The organism is Dyella sp. A6, assembly GCF_036320485.1.
Lineage (GTDB): Bacteria > Pseudomonadota > Gammaproteobacteria > Xanthomonadales > Rhodanobacteraceae > Rhodanobacter_A > Rhodanobacter_A aluminiiresistens.
Window position 1 is genome coordinate 1,605,508 of sequence record NZ_CP132911.1, and the last position, 12,384, is coordinate 1,617,891.

General features: G+C 64.0%; 11 protein-coding genes. 7 read left to right on the top strand and 4 right to left on the bottom strand.

Translation table 11 applies throughout. The annotated features are described in order from the left end of the window. Entirely contained in the window at positions 1-3,228 is a 3,228-nt protein-coding gene (gene carB, locus RA164_RS07015; RefSeq protein WP_329743236.1) for a carbamoyl-phosphate synthase large subunit, read from the top strand. Then, a complete protein-coding gene (greA, locus tag RA164_RS07020; protein WP_329743237.1) occupies positions 3,225-3,701 on the top strand; it encodes a transcription elongation factor GreA in 477 nt (158 codons plus the stop codon). The genes carB and greA overlap by 4 nt, the downstream gene beginning before the upstream one ends. Before the next feature lie 151 nt (positions 3,702-3,852). Here the strand turns inward: greA and ykgO are convergent, their stop codons facing one another. The 4 genes from ykgO to RA164_RS07040 form a co-directional block, all read right to left on the bottom strand. Next, complete coding sequence (gene ykgO / locus RA164_RS07025) at positions 3,853-3,978, bottom strand: type B 50S ribosomal protein L36 (RefSeq protein WP_008215056.1); 126 nt, start codon at positions 3,976-3,978, stop codon at positions 3,853-3,855. Positions 3,979-4,114: 136 nt separating this feature from the next. Next, positions 4,115-5,038, bottom strand: coding sequence for a LysR family transcriptional regulator (locus RA164_RS07030; RefSeq protein ID WP_329743238.1), 924 nt, complete (start codon positions 5,036-5,038; stop codon positions 4,115-4,117). A gap of 295 nt (positions 5,039-5,333) precedes the next feature. Next, positions 5,334-7,352: an NADPH-dependent 2,4-dienoyl-CoA reductase gene (locus RA164_RS07035; protein WP_329743239.1), complete on the bottom strand. Its 2,019-nt coding sequence runs from the start codon at positions 7,350-7,352 to the stop codon at positions 5,334-5,336. Between the two features lie 133 nt (positions 7,353-7,485). Continuing rightward, positions 7,486-7,749 carry an acyl-CoA-binding protein gene (locus tag RA164_RS07040; protein WP_329743240.1) on the bottom strand — a complete coding sequence of 88 codons (264 nt, stop codon included), beginning with the start codon at positions 7,747-7,749 and terminating at the stop codon, positions 7,486-7,488. Positions 7,750-7,848: 99 nt separating this feature from the next. Here RA164_RS07040 and cmk point away from each other — a divergent pair, with 99 nt between their 5' ends. The 5 genes from cmk (at position 7,849) to lapB (ending at position 12,341) form a co-directional block, all read left to right on the top strand. Continuing rightward, a complete protein-coding gene (cmk, locus tag RA164_RS07045; RefSeq protein WP_329743241.1) occupies positions 7,849-8,529 on the top strand; it encodes a (d)CMP kinase in 681 nt (226 codons plus the stop codon). A gap of 179 nt (positions 8,530-8,708) precedes the next feature. Continuing rightward, on the top strand, positions 8,709-10,385 hold the full coding sequence (gene rpsA / locus RA164_RS07050) for a 30S ribosomal protein S1 (protein ID WP_329743242.1): 1,677 nt from the start codon (positions 8,709-8,711) through the stop codon (positions 10,383-10,385). A gap of 71 nt (positions 10,386-10,456) precedes the next feature. After that, complete coding sequence (locus RA164_RS07055; protein WP_412731073.1) at positions 10,457-10,756, top strand: integration host factor subunit beta; 300 nt, start codon at positions 10,457-10,459, stop codon at positions 10,754-10,756. 155 nt (positions 10,757-10,911) lie between these two features. Beyond that, positions 10,912-11,172, top strand: a complete 261-nt coding sequence (locus RA164_RS07060) for a LapA family protein (protein ID WP_329743244.1) — start codon at positions 10,912-10,914, stop codon at positions 11,170-11,172. Next, a complete protein-coding gene (lapB, locus tag RA164_RS07065; protein ID WP_329743245.1) occupies positions 11,169-12,341 on the top strand; it encodes a lipopolysaccharide assembly protein LapB in 1,173 nt (390 codons plus the stop codon). Before RA164_RS07060 ends, lapB begins: the two co-directional genes overlap by 4 nt. The last annotated feature ends 43 nt before the right edge of the window (positions 12,342-12,384 follow it).

Genomic DNA, 12,384 nt, shown 5'->3' on the forward strand with positions numbered 1-12,384 from the left:
ATGGCCAAGCGTACCGACATCAAGAGCATCCTGATCATCGGCGCTGGCCCGATCGTGATCGGTCAGGCCTGCGAGTTCGACTACTCCGGCGCGCAGGCATGCAAGGCGCTGAAGGAAGAGGGTTACCGGGTCATCCTGGTGAACTCGAATCCGGCCACGATCATGACCGACCCGGAGACGGCTGACGCCGTCTACATCGAGCCGATCAACTGGCAGACGGTCGAGCGCATCATCGCCAAGGAGCGCCCGGACGCGGTGCTGCCCACGATGGGCGGCCAGACCGGCCTGAACTGCGCGCTCGATCTCGCCGATCATGGCGTGCTGGACAAGTACGGCGTCGAACTGATCGGTGCTTCGCGCGAGGCCATCCGCATGGCGGAGGACCGCGAGCTGTTCCGCGTGGCGATGGGCGAGATCGGCCTGGAATGCCCCAAGGCCGAAGTGGCCAGGAGCTACGAGCAGGCGGTGGAGATCCAGGCGAAAGTCGGCTTTCCGACCATCATCCGCCCCAGCTTCACCCTGGGTGGCTCGGGTGGCGGCATCGCCTACAACGTCGAGGAATTCGAGGCCATCGTGAAGCGTGGTCTGGATCTCTCACCGGTGCACGAGGTACTGGTGGAAGAGTCCGTGCTGGGCTGGAAGGAATTCGAGATGGAGGTGGTTCGCGACAAGGCGGACAACTGCATCATCGTCTGCTCCATCGAGAACCTCGATCCGATGGGCGTGCACACCGGCGACTCGATCACCGTGGCACCGGCACAGACGCTCACCGACAAGGAATACCAGCGCCTGCGCGATGCTTCCCTGGCGGTGCTGCGCAAGATCGGCGTGGACACCGGCGGCTCCAACGTGCAGTTCGGCATCAATGCCGAAAACGGCCGCGTGGTGGTGATCGAGATGAACCCGCGCGTGTCGCGTTCGTCGGCGCTGGCCTCCAAGGCCACCGGTTTCCCGATTGCCAAGGTCGCGGCCAAGCTGGCCGTCGGCTATACGCTGGACGAGCTTAAGAACGACATCACCGGCGGCCTGACCCCGGCCTCGTTCGAGCCGGCCATCGACTATGTGGTCACCAAGATTCCGCGCTTCGCCTTCGAGAAGTTCCCCTCGGCGGATTCGCGCCTCACCACCCAGATGAAGTCGGTGGGCGAGGTGATGGCGATCGGTCGCAGCTTCCATGAGTCCCTGCAGAAGGCGCTGCGCGGGCTGGAAATCGGCAAGACGGGGCTGAACCCGACCGGGCTGGATCTGGGCAGTGACAACGGCCTGGCCACGCTCAAGCGCGAACTGCGCGAACCGCGTCCCGACCGCGTATTCCATGTGGGCGATGCATTCCGGGCCGGCCTTTCGCTGGAAGAGGTGCACAGCCTCAGCCATATCGACGAGTGGTTCCTGGCGGCGTTCGAAGACATCGTGCTGACCGAAAACGCGGTGCGCGAACAGGGTCTGACTGCGCTGGACATGCCGCGTATGCGCGAACTGAAGCGCATGGGTTTCGCCGACGCGCGCCTGGCCGAGCTGGTCGGCACCGACGAGGCGGCTGTTCGCCATCTGCGCCACACGCTGGGCGTGCGGCCGGTGTACAAGCGGGTGGACTCCTGCGCGGCCGAATTCGCCACCACCACGGCCTACATGTATTCCACCTACGAGGAGGAATGCGAGGCCGAGCCGAGCAGCCGCGACAAGATCGTGGTGCTTGGCGGCGGTCCCAACCGCATCGGCCAAGGCATCGAGTTCGACTATTGCTGCGTGCACGCGGCACTGGCGCTGCGTGAAGACGGGTACGAGACCATCATGGTCAACTGCAACCCGGAAACCGTTTCCACCGACTACGACACCTCCGACCGTCTGTACTTCGAGCCGCTGACGCTGGAGGACGTGCTGGAGATCGTGGCGCTGGAGAAGCCCAAGGGCGTGATCGTGCAATACGGTGGCCAGACGCCGCTGAAGCTTGCGCGCGCACTGGAGGCGGCGGGTGTGCCGATCATCGGAACCTCGCCCGATTCGATCGACCTGGCCGAGGATCGCGAGCGTTTCCAGCAGATGATCAACAAGCTCGGCCTGCGCCAGCCGCCGAACCGCACCGCCCGCAATGCCGACGAGGCCTTGGCGCTGGCGCGTGAAATCGGCTATCCGCTGGTGGTTCGTCCCAGCTACGTGCTGGGTGGCCGTGCCATGGAAGTGGTGTACGACGACGCCGATCTGACGCGTTACATCCGCGAGGCCGTGCAGGTTTCCAACGATTCGCCGGTGCTGCTGGACCGCTTCCTCGACCACGCGGTCGAAGTGGACGTCGACGTCATCGCCGATGCCGAGGGCAACGTGCTGATCGGCGGCATCATGGAGCACATCGAGGAGGCCGGCGTGCATTCGGGCGATTCGTCCTGCTCGCTGCCGCCGTACTCGCTGTCCGCGGACCTGCAGGACGAGATGCGCCGCCAGGTCGCCGCGATGGCGAAGGAGCTCAAGGTCGTCGGCCTGATGAACACCCAGTTCGCGATCCAGGGCGGTACCGTCTTCATCCTCGAGGTGAACCCGCGTGCTTCGCGCACGGTGCCGTTCGTTTCCAAGGCGACCGGTGTGCCGCTGGCCAAGATCGCGGCACGCTGCATGGCCGGGAAGTCGCTGGCCGTGCAGGGCGCCACGCGCGAGGTGATCCCTTCGTATTTCTCGGTGAAGGAAGCGATCTTCCCGTTCCTGAAATTCCAGAACGTGGACCCGATCCTCGGGCCCGAGATGCGCTCGACCGGCGAGGTGATGGGGGTGGGGCGCAGCTTCGGTGCAGCGTTCGCCCGCGGCCACGATGCGGCCGGTATTCGTGCACCCAAGCTCGGCAAGGTTTTCGTGTCGGTGCGCGATGCCGACAAGGACCGCCTGCTTCCGGTGGCCAAGGAAGTGCAGGCCCGCGGTTTCAGCCTGGTGGCGACCGCCGGTACGGCGACCTATCTCAATTCCCATGGTGTGAGCTGCGAGCGCGTGAACAAGGTGCTCGAAGGGCGGCCGCATATCGTCGATCTGATCAAGAACGACGAGATCGTCTACATCGTGAATACGACCGAGGGCAAGCAGGCGATCGCCGATTCGTTCTCGATCCGGCGAGAAGCACTGCAGCGTCGGGTGACCTACTCGACCACGGTCGCAGGAGCACGGGCACTGGTCCATTCGCTGGATTACCATGACAACGAGGACGTCCACAGCCTGCAGCAGTTGCACAAGGAGTTGAGCGCATGAGTCGTGCTCCCATTACCAAGGCCGGCTCGGAACGCTTGCGTTCCGAGCTCGATCGGCTGAAATCGACGGAGCGTCCGCGCATCATTGCGGCGATCGCCGAAGCGCGGGCCCACGGCGACCTCAAGGAGAATGCCGAATACCACGCCGCACGCGAGCAGCAGAGCTTCGTCGAGGGACGTATCGCCGAGCTCGAGGCGGCCTTGTCCACGGCCGAGGTGATCGACGTCAGTCGTCTCAATCCGGGCAACAAGGTGGTCTTTGGTGCCATTGTGGACCTGGCCGACGAGGAGAGCGGTGCCGAGGTGACGTATCAGATCGTGGGCGACCTGGAAGCCGACATCAAGATGCGCCTGATCGCCGTCTCCTCACCGATCGCGCGTGCGTTGATCGGCAAGTGCGAAGGGGACAGCTTCGAGTTCACCGCACCCAATGGCGTGAAGCGCTACGAGATCGTCTGCGTGCGTTACGAGTAAACCGCAGCACGGACGCCATCGGGGTGACCGAAGGCGTCCGGTTCGTGCCGGGTTGACTACGGGGTGCCTAAAAGCAGTGCCTTATCCTGATCCGGAAAAACAAAAAGGGCCGCATGTGCGGCCCTTTTGCGTGGCGTCGCAGCAGCCATGATCAGCGCTGACGAGCCTTGAAACGCGGGTTGCTCTTGCAGATCACGAAAACCTTGCCGCGACGGCGCACAACCTTGCAGTCGCGATGCCGCTGCTTGGCGGACTTCAAAGAGGAAAGCACCTTCACGGCCAGCTCCTGATACCAATTAGGGAAAAATCAAGCCCTAAATTGTAGCGACTCCACGTGGCTGCCGCAAGTCCGTGTCGTGCCTCGCGAAACCGTGTCCAGTCATGCCATGCGCGACCTCGAACCGGGTGTCCGGTCAGGCGACTATGGGCGACTGGTTGGCGGCCTTCAGCTCGTCGATGGTCGCCAGGAACTGAGCCAGCACCGGCGACGTGTCGTCAACCCGGCTGGCCACCGCGAGCAGCAGATAGGCATCCGGATCCATCAGTGGCACGTAACTGACCCCGGCGAGTCGCACCACCCGCATGGTGGCCGGGACGAGGGCCAGCCCGATACCCGCGGCGACCAGCGCCAGCAGGCCGTTGAGCTGCTGCGCGTGCTGGCGGATCTGCGGGTGGAAATCCGATTTGGCCGCCAGTTGCACCAGCCGGTCGTACAGCGTGGCGGCAAGTTCGCGTGGCTGGGCGACGAAGGGCTGGTCGGCCACCTCGCCGAGCCGCAGCCGGCGCCGGGTCGCAAGCGGATGTCCGGAGGGCAGGGCAAGCAACAGTGGCTCACGGTCGATGGTGTCCAGTCGCAGCGCCCGGGCATCCGCCTGGTGTACCGGTTCGCTGCGGACGAAGCCGATATCGATCGCGCCGTTACGCAGTGCAGCGAACTGGGGCTCGCTGTACATCTCGCTGAGTTGCAGGTGGACATTCGGTGCCTTGCGGCCGAAGCGCAACAGCGTCTGCGGCAGCGACGGATGGAAGGAGACCGATACGGTGTAGGCCAGTCGCAGCAGGCCACTGAAGCCCGCGGCGGCGTCAGCAACCTGGCGGCGTGCTTCTTCCGCCTGATTGATGATCTGCCGGGCCTGTTCCAGGAACAGGCGTCCCGGCTCGGTCAGCGACACCTTGCGCTTGTTGCGTTCCAGCAGGCGGACACCAAGATCGGCTTCCAGTGACTGGATCTGCTGGGATAGCGGTGGCTGCGAAATGTGCAGCTGCTGCGCGGCCCGGGTAAAGCTCAGCTCCTCGGCCACGGCTATGAAGTAGCGAAGCTGGCGGAAGTCGAACATATACGAATCACATATAAGTGGGAGTCGAAATATATATTTGATTCTGTATCGCGTCGATCATAAAGTGACGCCCGTCACGTCACCAACCCCCTCCCCCCGGGTGGCGTGACCCTCGCCCCGCAGCGACGCTATCCATGCAGCATCGGCCTCATCCCCCAAAGGGCCTTTGCTGACGCGTCGCTCGCGGGGCGCTTCATTTTCTTCTCCGAAACCTTGGCTTGGCGACCCTTTATCAGGCGGATTCCATCCCTTGCGCCGGGTGGCGGGGCGGCGGACCTTCGCCGCCGCCCTTGCTTCAGAGCTTTAGGGCGAGCCGGGTCCCCTGGTCGATGGCCCGTTTCGCATCCAGTTCGGCCGCCAGGTCCGCGCCGCCGATCACATGCGCGGATACACCGAGCGCGATCAACTCGTCCGCCAGTGTCCGGTTCGGTTCCTGCCCTGCGCAGACGATGACATGGTCGACGTCCAGCACCTGCGTCTTGCCCTCGATGCTGATATGCAGTCCTTCGTTGTCGAAGCGCTGGTAGGTAACGCCACCGAGCATGGTCACGTGTTTGTGTTTGAGCGTGGCACGGTGCACCCAGCCGGTGGTCTTGTTGAGCCGGCTGCCCGGCCGGCCGGCGCTTCGCTGCAACAGCCATAGCTGGCGGTCGCTGGCTTCCGGCATGGCGGGAGTCAAGCCGCCGCGTGCGGACATGGTGGTATCCACGCCCCATTCGCGGCTCCAGCGCGCCACGTCGGTGCTGGGCGATGGCGAGTGTTCGGCAAGGAATTCGGCCACGTCGAAACCAATGCCGCCGGCACCGATGATGGCGACACGCGGCCCCACCGTTGCATCGCGGGCCAGCACGTCCAGATAACCCAGGACGCGTGGGTGGTCGCTGCCGGGGAAATTCACATGGCGCGGCGTCACGCCGGTAGCCACGACCACGTCATCGTATCCGTCGGCCTGCAAGGATTCCGCCGAAGCCGTTTGCCCGAGCTGGACGGTGACGCCCAGGTCGTCCAGGCGGTGCCGGAAGTAGCGCAGGGTCTCATGGAATTCTTCCTTGCCCGGAATCCGCTTGGCGTAATTGAACTGACCGCCGATCTCCTCGCTGCGGTCGATCAGGGTGACTGCATGACCACGCTCGGCCAGCGTGGTCGCGCATGCCAGGCCGGCCGGGCCGGCGCCGATCACGGCCATGCGCTTTGGCTGGCTGGTGCGCTCGATCCGCAATTCGGCCTCGTGGCAGGCACGCGGATTGACCAGGCAGCTGGCACGGCGGTTCTGGAATACGTGGTCGAGGCAGGCCTGGTTGCAGGCGATGCAGGTGTTGATGCGGTCGGCGCGGCCGATCCGGGCCTTGTTCGCCCAATCGGGGTCGGCCAGCAGCGGGCGCGCCATCGAGACCATGTCCGCGCAGCCTTCGGCCAGAACCTGTTCGGCCACCGCTGGCATGTTGATACGATTGGTGGCGATCAGCGGTATCGAAACCTCGCCCCTGAGCTTCTGGGTCACCCATGCAAAGCCGGCGCGCGGCACGCTGGTGACAATGGTGGGAACCCGGGCCTCGTGCCAGCCGATACCGGTGTTGATGATGGAGGCGCCCGCTGCTTCGATGGCCTTCGCCAGTGCGACGACTTCATCCCATGACTGCCCGCCCTCGACCAGGTCGAGCATCGAAAGCCGGTAGATGATGATGAAGTCGCGCCCTACAGCGGCGCGCGTGCGGTGCACGATTTCCACAGGGAAGCGCATGCGCCGCTCGGCATCGCCACCCCAGCTGTCGCTGCGATGGTTCGTGCGGGCCGCGATGAACTGGTTGATCAGGTAGCCCTCGGAACCCATGATCTCGATGCCGTCGTAGCCGGCTTCACGGGCGAGGCTGGCGCTGCGTACGAAATCGCGGATGGTGCGCTCCACGCCGCCAGCGGACAGCTCGCGCGGCGTGAACGGGGTGATCGGTGACTTGATGCGCGACGGGGCGACCGACAGCGGGTGATAGCCATAGCGCCCGGCATGCAGGATCTGCATGCAGATGCGTCCACCCTCGGCGTGCACGGCATCGGTGAGCTTGCGGTGGCGCGGCTTGTGCCAGGGCATGCTCATGCGCCCGCCAAAAGGCTTCAGCCAGCCCCGGGCGCTGGGTGCGATGCCTCCGGTGACCATCAGTCCGACGCCGCCGCGCGCACGCTCGGCGAAGTAGGTGGCCAGCGCGTCGAAATCGCTTGCCTTGTCTTCCAGCCCGGTGTGCATGGAGCCCATCAGGATGCGGTTGGGCAGCGTGACATGCCCCAGGTCGAGCGGCTTGAACAGGTGTGGGTAGTTCATGTGGGCGCACATTCAAACGATCGTATGAATGTGCCGGGACTACGCGGCAAAAGCAAGTCAATACCAGACTTGTGGACCGGTGGGCATGACGACTGTGGAGATTGCAGGTTGCCGGCTGGGCGCGTGAAATGGCTCAGGTCAACAGCTGCCGGGCCAGTTCGATATAGCGCCGCATGGCTTCATCTGCCGGCATGCCGCTGAGCTTTGCCCAGGCTTCGTGCTTGGCGGTGCCGACAAAATCGAAGAACCCCGGACGGTCCTGGCGAATATCGCCTTCGGCGCCTTGCTTATAGAGCGCGTAGAGCTTGAGCAGGGTGTCGTTGTCGGGTCGCTGACCCAATTGCTTGATGTCGGCGACGGCCTGCTCGAATTCGCGGCGGATATCGTTCGTTGGCAACGGTGGCGGCCGGTGGGACGGTTGGATGGGGCGCGCAGGGCGCTTGCCGGTTCAGCGACGGGTTAAGATAGCAGACTCTCTGGATATCGCAGGCCCCGTATGAGTCCGAATGTACCCGCTCCGGTAGTGACCATTGATGGCCCGTCGGGATCGGGAAAAGGGACGGTCAGCCGACTGGTGGCCGATCACCTGGGCTGGCATCTGCTGGATTCGGGAGCGTTGTATCGGGCGGTAGGCTATGTTGCCGGCGCAGAGGGTCTGGACCTGTCGGACGCCGATGCCGCGACGCGTTGCGCGCAGACCATGAAGATACGTTTCATGGCCTCGCCGGATGGCGGGGATACCCGGGTGCTGGTGAACGGTCACGACGCGACCGATGAGCTGCGCACCGAAACTGCCGGTGCGGCAGCCTCGGCGATTGCATCGATTCCTTCGGTGCGTCAAGCACTTGTGGAGCTTCAGCTAGGCTTTCGCAAGGCGCCGGGACTGGTTGCGGACGGGCGCGACATGGGTACCGTGATCTTTCCCGATGCACCGTTCAAGGTCTTCCTCACCGCGAGTGCCGCGGAGCGGGCGCAAAGGCGCTATAAGCAGTTGAAGGGAAAGGGGCTGAGCGTTACACTTGACGGCCTTCGGCGTGAAATTGAAGCGCGTGATGCCCGGGATGCGTCCCGGACGGTCGCGCCGCTGAAGCCGGCTGCGGATGCGGTGCTGGTCGATTCGACCGGCATGTCGATCGCGGACGTGGTCGCCAAGGTTCTTGCTGTCGTGCAGCGGTAGTCGTTGCGCGGCGGTTTCGTGCTTCTGCCGCGGCAGAAGATTGTGGTCAACGGTGCCGAGGTGGTCCCCATGCCGGGGGCTTTTCCGAATCACCCACAACCGGTGGACCGTTCCGCCTGTGCGCATTACATCCGACGGCGCGCATTCGGGTAGACGGTTTTTTCTCATCTGGAATCAACATGACTGAAAGTTTTGCCGAACTGTTTGAACAGAGCCAGCAGGCCATCGCCAAGCTGAAGCCCGGCGCCATCGTCACCGGCATCGTGGTGGAAATCCGCAACGACGTCGTCGTGATCAACGCGGGCCTCAAGAGCGAAGGCATCGTCCCCATCGAGCAGTTCAAGGACGAGAAGGGCGAGTTGGAAGTGCAGGTCGGCGACGAGGTGAAGGTTGCCCTCGACGCCCTGGAAGACGGTTTCGGCGAGACCAAGCTCTCGCGCGAGAAGGCCAAGCGCTCCATGGTGTGGGACAACCTGGAAGAGGCCTTCGACAAGGAAGAGACCGTGACCGGCATGATCTCCGGCAAGGTCAAGGGCGGTTTCACCGTCGATATCAAGGACGTCCGCGCGTTCCTGCCCGGTTCGCTGGTGGACGTGCGCCCGGTGCGCGACCCGGTGTACCTCGAGGGCAAGGAGCTCGAGTTCAAGATCATCAAGCTGGACCGCAAGCGCAACAACGTGGTGGTCAGCCGCCGCGCCGTCGTCGAGACCGAGTTCTCCGAGGAGCGCGAGAAGCTGCTTGAGCGCCTGAACGAGGGTGCGGTGGTCAAGGGTGTGGTGAAGAACCTCACCGATTACGGCGCGTTCGTGGACCTGGGCGGCATCGACGGCCTGCTGCACATCACCGACATGGCGTGGAAGCGCGTGCGTCATCCGTCCGAGGTGGTCAACGTCGGCGACGAGCTGGAAGTGCGCGTGCTGAAGTTCGACCGCGAGCGCAACCGCGTTTCGCTGGGCCTGAAGCAGCTGGGCGACGATCCGTGGGTCAACATCTCGCGTCGTTACCCGGTGGGCTCGCGCCTGTTCGGCAAGGTCTCCAACGTCACCGATTACGGCTGCTTCGTCGAGATCGAGCCGGGCGTCGAAGGTCTGGTGCACGTGTCCGAGATGGACTGGACCAACAAGAACGTCAACCCGGCCAAGGTGGTACAGGTCGGCGACGAGACCGAGGTCATGGTGCTGGACGTGGACGAGGAGCGTCGCCGCATCTCGCTGGGTATCAAGCAGACCCGTTCGAATCCGTGGGAAGCCTTCGCCGCCATGCACAAGAAGGGCGATAAGGTTTCGGGCCAGATCAAGTCCATCACCGACTTTGGCATCTTCATCGGCCTGGACGGCGGTATCGATGGCCTGGTCCACCTGTCGGACATCTCCTGGCAGGCGTCGGGTGAGGACCTGGTGCGCAACTTCAAGAAGGGCGACGAGATCGAGGCCGTGGTGCTGGCCGTGGATCCGGAGCGCGAGCGCATCTCCCTCGGCATCAAGCAGATGGAGCAGGATCCGTTCGGCCAGTTCATGGCCAGCAATCCGCGCGGCACGATCGTCAACGGCACGGTGAAGGAAGTCGACGCCAAGGGCGCCGTGATCGACCTGGGCGATGGTGTGGAGGGTTACCTCCGTGCCAACGATATCGCCAAGGAGCGCATCGACGACGCCACCCAGCACCTGAAGGTGGGCGATGCCGTCGAAGCCAAGTTCACTGGCATGGACCGCAAGGGCCGTCAGCTGGCGCTGTCGATCCGCGCGAAGGACGAGGCCGATCTGCAGGATGCGATGGCCGAGTACGGTTCGGCCTCGGGCGGTGCCACCACGAAGCTGGGTGCGCTGCTCAAGGAACAGCTGAACAAGGCTGACTAAGAGCCATTGCAGTACACGGGGCGGTGCATGCGCCGCCCCGTGTTGTTTCACGTCACGGACATTGGGGACCCATGACCAAATCCGAATTGATCGAGGCGCTTGCACGGCGTCAGACCCATCTTGCGTTTAGCGATGTCGAGCTGGCGGTCAAGAGCGTGATCGAGCAGATGAGCCACGCACTCGCCCATGGCGAACGCATCGAGGTGCGGGGGTTTGGAAGCTTCGCCCTGCATTACCGTCCGCCGCGCATGGGACGCAACCCGAAGACGGGTGATGCGGTGGCACTCCCGGGCAAGCATGTGCCGCATTTCAAGCCGGGCAAGGAATTGCGCGAACGCGTGAACATGAAGCTGGAGCAGTCGTCGGTCTGACGCTGCACCCTCGTACCCGGAACAGGCAAGGCAGGCGGCCACGTGCTGCTCTGCCTTTCTTTTTGTCTGGCCGATATGCCGTCTGACGGCCTGTGGCTTGTGTCGTCCAGCGACGGTATCTGTGCCGCATCATGGCAATCGGTTAAAGTCGGCGGATGCGACCGATTGCGATCATCATCCTGCTGCTTTTCATTGCCGTTGGCGTGGTCCTTGGGGCCCTCAACGCCGGTCTGGTGACCTATGACTTCGGCTTTGCGCAAGTCCATTTGCCGAAGGGTGCGGCGTTGCTCGGCGCCGTCGTGCTGGGCTGGCTGCTGGGTGGATTGACTGCATGGCTGGGCGTGTCGTCGGGTCACCGCCGCAAGCAGCGGTCGCAGGCGCGTCAGCGCGACTCCAGGGCTTCGACTGACGCATGACCGCGATCTACCTGCTGGCGCTCTTGATTCCGGTGGCGTTCGTCAGCGGCTGGCTGACCTCGCGTCGAGCCGGCGCGCGACGCTCGGGAGCGCGGGTCAGCGAGCTTTCGTCGGATTATTTCCGGGGCCTGAACTACCTGTTGAACGAAGAACAGGACAAGGCCATCGAGGTGTTCCTGCGGCTGGCCGAATACAACCGGGACACGGTCGAGACCCACCTGGCGCTGGGAAATCTGTTCCGCCGCCGCGGCGAGGTCGACCGTGCGATCCGCTTGCATCAGTACCTAGTGTCGCGTCCGGGCCTGACCGAAGCCATGAAGACCGTCGCGTTGCTGGAACTGGGCGAGGACTACATGCGCGCCGGGCTGCTCGATCGTGCCGAGACGCTGTTTGCCGACCTGGTCGCTATGAATGCCCACGCGCCTTCCGCATTGCGCCACCTGATCGCGATCTATCAGCACGAACGCGATTGGCACAAGGCGATCGAGCATGCACGCCGGCTGGAGGCGATGACCGGTGAGGACGAGTCCACCATCATCGCGCAGTTCTACTGCGAGCTGGCCGACCAGTCACGTCAGCACGGCGCACGCGCCGAAGCCCGCGACTACCTTCGCCAGGCCTTCGATTGCCAGGTCGACTGCGTTCGGGCATTCATGCTCGAAGGTCGGTTGTACGCCGAGGAGGGCCGTCATGCCGAGGCCGTGGATGCATACGAGCAAGCCGTGAACGCGGACATCGCCTTCGTTCCGGAGATCCTGCCGCCGTTGCTGGACGCCTATGCACGTTCGGGCCAGATGGAACGTGCCGAGCATTTTCTCAGCGATATCCTTGCCCGCTACCATGGCATTTCGCCGGTGCTGGCATTGACCCGGCTTTACCAGCAGCGCGATGGCGAGAAGCCGGCCATCGAGTTCCTGACCTCGCAGTTGAGGCAACGTCCGTCGGTGCGCGGACTGATGGCTCTGATCGACGCGACCATGGACAAGATCCAGGGCGAAGCCCGGGAAAACTTCCTGATCCTGCGGGACCTGACCCGGAAGCTGCTGGAAGGACAGGCCATGTACCGCTGCAGCCGCTGCGGTTTCGGGGCGAAGGCACATCACTGGCAGTGTCCGAGCTGCAAGAGCTGGAGCACGATCCGCCCCATCCACGGCGTCGCCAACGAGTGAGGCCCTGATGTCGTTGCCGCTGGCGGTAGGGATGGTGCTGGCT

Excerpts from the sequence above, each read along its gene's own strand:
- greA (WP_329743237.1), top strand. The coding sequence starts at position 3,225 with ATGAGTCGTGCTCCCATTACCAAGGCCGGCTCGGAACGCTTGCGTTCC.
- RA164_RS07030 (WP_329743238.1), bottom strand. The coding sequence starts at position 5,038 with ATGTTCGACTTCCGCCAGCTTCGCTACTTCATAGCCGTGGCCGAGGAG.
- RA164_RS07055 (WP_412731073.1), top strand. The coding sequence starts at position 10,457 with ATGACCAAATCCGAATTGATCGAGGCGCTTGCACGGCGTCAGACCCAT.
- lapB (WP_329743245.1), top strand. The coding sequence starts at position 11,169 with ATGACCGCGATCTACCTGCTGGCGCTCTTGATTCCGGTGGCGTTCGTC.
- cmk (WP_329743241.1), top strand. The coding sequence starts at position 7,849 with ATGAGTCCGAATGTACCCGCTCCGGTAGTGACCATTGATGGCCCGTCG.
- rpsA (WP_329743242.1), top strand. The coding sequence starts at position 8,709 with ATGACTGAAAGTTTTGCCGAACTGTTTGAACAGAGCCAGCAGGCCATC.
- RA164_RS07060 (WP_329743244.1), top strand. The coding sequence starts at position 10,912 with ATGCGACCGATTGCGATCATCATCCTGCTGCTTTTCATTGCCGTTGGC.
- carB (WP_329743236.1), top strand. The coding sequence starts at position 1 with ATGGCCAAGCGTACCGACATCAAGAGCATCCTGATCATCGGCGCTGGC.
- RA164_RS07035 (WP_329743239.1), bottom strand. The coding sequence starts at position 7,352 with ATGAACTACCCACACCTGTTCAAGCCGCTCGACCTGGGGCATGTCACG.